The following is a 4804-nucleotide window of genomic DNA, read 5'->3' on the forward strand; positions in this document are numbered from 1 at the left end:
GATAGACCGGACTTCCGGGACGGCCAAGATTCGGGTCAACGGCACGCGGCGTGCCGTAGGGGTTCCAGCTTGGCGACGCATAGGTGCCGGTGATGGTGTAATTATACATAACGGCGAGCAGACGCTCCACGCTCGCGCCGGACTGGCAGAGCCGCAGCCGTACCTTGATGCGACCGAGATTGCGGAAGTCCTGTCGCATGCTTTCCGGGGAGCGAATATCCTGCCAGCCATAAAGGCAGGTATCATCACCCCTTCCCTGGCCGGCGGCATAGGAGAAGGCACCGTAAGCGTTCTGGAAATAATTTGCCGTCATCGCGATGTTCTGGCCCGGAAACTCCGCGCGGATTTCGCGCGCGACGGAAGCGGCGCGAAATCCGCTAAAGGAAAGAGTATCGCCGCCCGTGTCACCCGCCTGCTGCGGACCAAAAAACTCCGCCTTCAGATAATTCTGACCGGGCGTCGCAGCCTCCGAGCGCAAGATGACCTGCTGCGCAATGGCGTTGGAATAGGTGCGATTGACCACAGTGACGATTTCCGGGCCACCGGGTGGCGGAAAAATCAGCGCCTCGGAAGGCGACGCCATCTGCGCGCCTCCGAACGACCGAACGCCCGCAGGAGTATTGCAGCCGGAAAGCACTGCAATAGAAAACAGCAATGAAGTATAGGCAGAAAATTTCACTGCCTTGCGCCCCTTTATGTCCCCACCGCCGCCAAGGTTAGAAAGAGACCGAATCACTAACGACCAGACCATTCCTACGAAATACGTGAGGACCAAGAATAAGCAATCGCAAATTTACGTTGTAATTTCTGATACTTTATGGATAGCGAATCGCCGCACTCAACCCATATCTGTCACAAAAAGATCGTGGAACCATTCGCTTCCCTGAAGGGTTCGCTTTTCGACAGGGCTGTAATTGCGCGGTTGTATCGCTGGAGTGCCATTGTCTATCTGCGCTCATTGCCACGCCCTGTTGTATTGACGACCATGATCCAAGCGTAAAAACAGAGAGTTACCTTATGACAGTGCAATTTCCGAGCGTTTCGCAGAAGCTTGCCGAAGAGATCGGAACGCTCCGCAAGTGGCTGCATGACGACGCACTGCCGTTGTGGTGGGAGGCGGGTTCGGCCCGTCCGGACGGCGGCTTCCACGAGCGTCTCGACCAGAATGCGAAGCCGGTTTTTGCCGATAATCGCCGCGCCCGCGTGCAGCCGCGGCAGGCCTATTGCTTCGCGGCAGCAGGCCAGCATGGCTGGCAGGGACCGTGGAAAGACGCGGTGGTCCACGGCCTCTCGTGGTTCGAGAAAGTCTATCGCCTTGAAAACGGCCTTTACGGCAACCTTGCCGACCAGACCGGCAAGCTGATCGACCCATCGTTCGATCTCTACAATCAGGCCTTTGCACTTTTTGCTGCAGCACAGGCAGCCTCGACGCTTCCAGAGCGACGGGAAGAGATGCGTGCCCGCGCGCTCGAAATCCTTGCCGTGCTTGAGCGCGACTACAGACACCCGGTTGCAGGCTTCGAGGAAGAAAATCCGCCGCGCACGCCGCTTTGCTCCAATCCGCATATGCACCTCTTCGAGGCCATGCTGGCCTGGGAGCAGGAGGACCCGAGCGGTCCATGGTCGGCTTTTGCAGACGAGATTGCGGGACTGGCGCTCACCCGGTTCATCGACAGTGGCAATGGCGGATTGCGGGAGTTCTTCGAGCACGACTGGACGCCGCATCACAGCGAGAAAGGCCGGATCATGGAGCCGGGCCACCAGTTCGAATGGGCCTGGCTGCTGGTGCGCTGGGGTAGCCTGCGGGGAAATGCCGAGGCCATCCAGAAAGCTGGAAGGCTGTTCGAGATCGGCGAGAAATATGGCATCTGCCCGCGCCGCAAGGTCGCGGTGATGAGCCTTTACGACGATTTCTCGGTGCATGACGGGCTGGCGCGGCTGTGGCCGCAGACGGAATGGCTGAAGGCCGCAGTTCGACTGGCAAGCGTCACCGGCGGCGAGGAGCGACAGCGTTACCTTGCCTCCGCCCTCAGCGCCATCGGTGCATTGCAACCGTTCCTTGACACGCCGGTCAAGGGTCTCTGGTTCGACAAATGGCCGGCCGACAAGCCGATGATCGATGAACCCGCACCAGCAAGCACCTTCTACCACATCGTCTGCGCCATCTATGAGGCTGAGGCGGTGTTGGCAGTGGACCTATAACAGCAAGCCACAAACGAGCGGCATCGCCGCTCGTCTGCTTGATGCCGGTCACACTTTGGCCGGGCGCACCACGCGCCAGTCAGGTCGACCGAGATTATGCGGCCAGGGATGGACATCCTTGTCGTTGAAATAGACGACTTCTTCCAGCCTTGGAAAATCCGCCTGCTTCAGCGTCACGTCGTTCATCCATGGCCGGACATAGGCATCGCTGCCTTCATAACCAAGTTCGGCGACCCAGACTGGCTTATTGAAGTTTTCGACGAGTCCGTACCCCTTGCGCAGGAGATCGGTGAAGGTCTGTGGCGCGCCATATTCGATCTTGTCGTAGTCCTCGAGACCGAAAACCGAGAGACCAACCAGATCCGCGTAGCCGTCACCGGGGTAGTAGGCCCGAAGACCGTCCAGACCCTTGGGTGACCACATCACCTTAACACCAGGGACAGCCTTGCGGGTCATATCCACGACGCGTTTATAGGCGGTGATGTAATCCCGCGGGTTCCAGCCCGACCACGAGAAGCGGCCAGTCGTGTCTTCCATTTCCTGTCCCCAGCGCAGGATCAGCGGGCTCTTCATTGCGGACATGCGTGCGGCGATCGCCTGCATGTTCTTGTCGTAGTCTCCGCTCAGAACCTTGCGCCGCAGTTCGTCGGAACTCAGCCGCCAGTTCACGTCCCATGACCAGGGTTCGACCGTTATCATAACCTTGCGTTTGCGCTCCAGCGCGTAGGCATCCGCAAGCGCCAGGCTGTCGAGATCGACATCTTCCCAGGGCAGGAACAAATGTTCCGTCGCCACCCCGGCCTGACCGGTAAAATCCCCATGCGGATCGTAGGCGCCGAAACGAATGCCATCCGCATGCAACGTTGGGCGTTTGTCTGCAAGTGTCTTCATGCCCGTGGAGGTCATGGGGGCGACCCCTTGCGCGTCGAGCTTGAACACCGGAGACATTCCGGCGGTAAAGGCTGCGGCGGCGCCACTCGCGAACAGAAGTGTTCGTCTTGTTATCTGCATGACACCTTACTCCTTACCTTGTTGCCATCATCGCCTTGTCGTAAGCGGCGATCTGCGGCGTGACATCGTCCTTACGGACGAGTTTGAGGAACTCATCACCGGGGCGTGGCGGGTTATGCCGGAACACGTACCATTGCCCGCCCTGCTTGCGCTGGTAGAGCACGTTGCCGATGCGGCCATGGTCGAAGCAGGTATCGGCCTTGCCGCTCCCGGTCGCAGCCTTCCAGGTCGCGCGCATGCACAGAGTACCGTTGGCATCGACGGTCCAGCGGCCTTCACCGATGGACTTTTTGCCCTTTTCTTCCGTTGCGGCGATGAATTTGCGGCCGTCGGCAATGAACCGGCCGCCGCCCGTATCCCATTTCCAGGTCTTGTCGAAATACATCTCCACGACCTCGCTGGTTCTTAGTGGCTTCGGCGTCTTCGTGCCGCCTGCAGCATGGACGACGCTAGGCGCAGCCACCGCAAGACACAGTACGAAAGCGGAGAATCCGCATGTGCTTATTGTTGTTTTCATCACAGCCTCCTCCTTCATTGTCCGACCCTATTGTCGGCCAGCATGATCTCTCCAGTCGCCACCGCGGGTGGTGGCGGCATCATCGGTTCCGCCTGCATTTCCGGCGGGCCGCCCAATCCAGGCACGGAAATGCGCAGTTTAAGGCGCACCGATCTCGCACCTTCCACGCCCGCACCGGCGACCGTGAACCGCGTTTCGGTAAAACTCATATAGGGCTGCCCATGCGACAGGGCTTCCAGGCCGCCGATCGCGTGGTGACTGAGTTGGACGGCGCTCCCCGTCACCAGCAGCAGCGAACAGGCAGCGGCGGACGCACCGCCGCGCAGGGCGGGAAGCTTCGGAACACCGTTTTCCATGGCGTGACGGATGAGCAGAAATACCGACAGCCCGGCATAGATCGCCACGTTAACGGCAGCGAAAACGAAGAATCCTTCGGCCCCGTTTTCCCGTGGCGCCAGCACCATGGCGAGAAGGCTGAGCGCTGCGAGAACGATGTAAGGGGCGACGACCCTGAGCGGCAGCGGCGGCTTTGCCTGCGTGCCCTTCGGCGTGATGCGGAAATCAACGAAATTGCCGCGGACCGTGTCACGTATCGCCGCCAGCACGCCCATCAGCGACCAGGGCCACCGCAGGAACAGAAACACCATCGCTTCCCAGCTGAAGAGCTTGGCATCATGTGGTTGAAAAGCGCCCGTGCCGCGCCAGAAGAAGGCGAACACGATCATGATCAGTGACGCGGGCAGGAAATGCGCCAGAAACGCCGGATAGGATGCATTGACCAGCACATTCCCCCTGAGCAACGCAACCGCCGGGAGCACGAACATCAGCGCCATGAAGCTGGAAAACAGCGGGTACCAGAGCTGCGAAAACAGGAATTGGAACCTCAGCCTCGGGGGCAGCTTCGGCACGTAGTGCCGCGAATATTGCAGAAGAATTGTCATCAGGCTGCGCGACCACTGAAATTCCTGGACGATGAGATCTGCGAAGGTCGTCGGCCCGTCGCCATGGGCGATGGCGTTGACGGCGTGGACGCCGCGCCAGCCGCCGGCATTCATCAGAAGCGTCGTGGAGTGG

5 protein-coding genes are annotated in these 4804 nt (G+C 59.8%); 1 reads left to right on the top strand and 4 read right to left on the bottom strand.

Features of this window, described 5'->3' with window-relative positions:
• A partial coding sequence (gene bcsN / locus ACUTJJ_RS24670) for a cellulose biosynthesis protein BcsN (protein ID WP_445543740.1) occupies positions 1 to 583 on the bottom strand: 583 nt, incomplete at its 3' end.
• 434 nt (positions 584 to 1017) lie between these two features.
• Here bcsN and ACUTJJ_RS24675 point away from each other — a divergent pair.
• Positions 1018 to 2202, top strand: a complete 1185-nt coding sequence (locus tag ACUTJJ_RS24675; RefSeq protein ID WP_445543741.1) for an AGE family epimerase/isomerase — start codon at positions 1018 to 1020, stop codon at positions 2200 to 2202.
• A gap of 48 nt (positions 2203 to 2250) precedes the next feature.
• Here the strand turns inward: ACUTJJ_RS24675 and ACUTJJ_RS24680 are convergent, their stop codons facing one another.
• From ACUTJJ_RS24680 to ACUTJJ_RS24690, 3 genes are all read right to left on the bottom strand, one after another.
• A complete protein-coding gene (locus tag ACUTJJ_RS24680; protein ID WP_445543742.1) occupies positions 2251 to 3213 on the bottom strand; it encodes a glycoside hydrolase family 26 protein in 963 nt (320 codons plus the stop codon).
• A gap of 13 nt (positions 3214 to 3226) precedes the next feature.
• On the bottom strand, positions 3227 to 3730 hold the full coding sequence (locus tag ACUTJJ_RS24685; protein ID WP_063950171.1) for a DUF995 domain-containing protein: 504 nt from the start codon (positions 3728 to 3730) through the stop codon (positions 3227 to 3229).
• 14 nt (positions 3731 to 3744) lie between these two features.
• A partial coding sequence (locus ACUTJJ_RS24690; RefSeq protein ID WP_445543743.1) for a glycosyltransferase family 2 protein occupies positions 3745 to 4804 on the bottom strand: 1060 nt, incomplete at its 5' end.

The organism is Agrobacterium sp. DKPNP3, assembly GCF_052686535.1.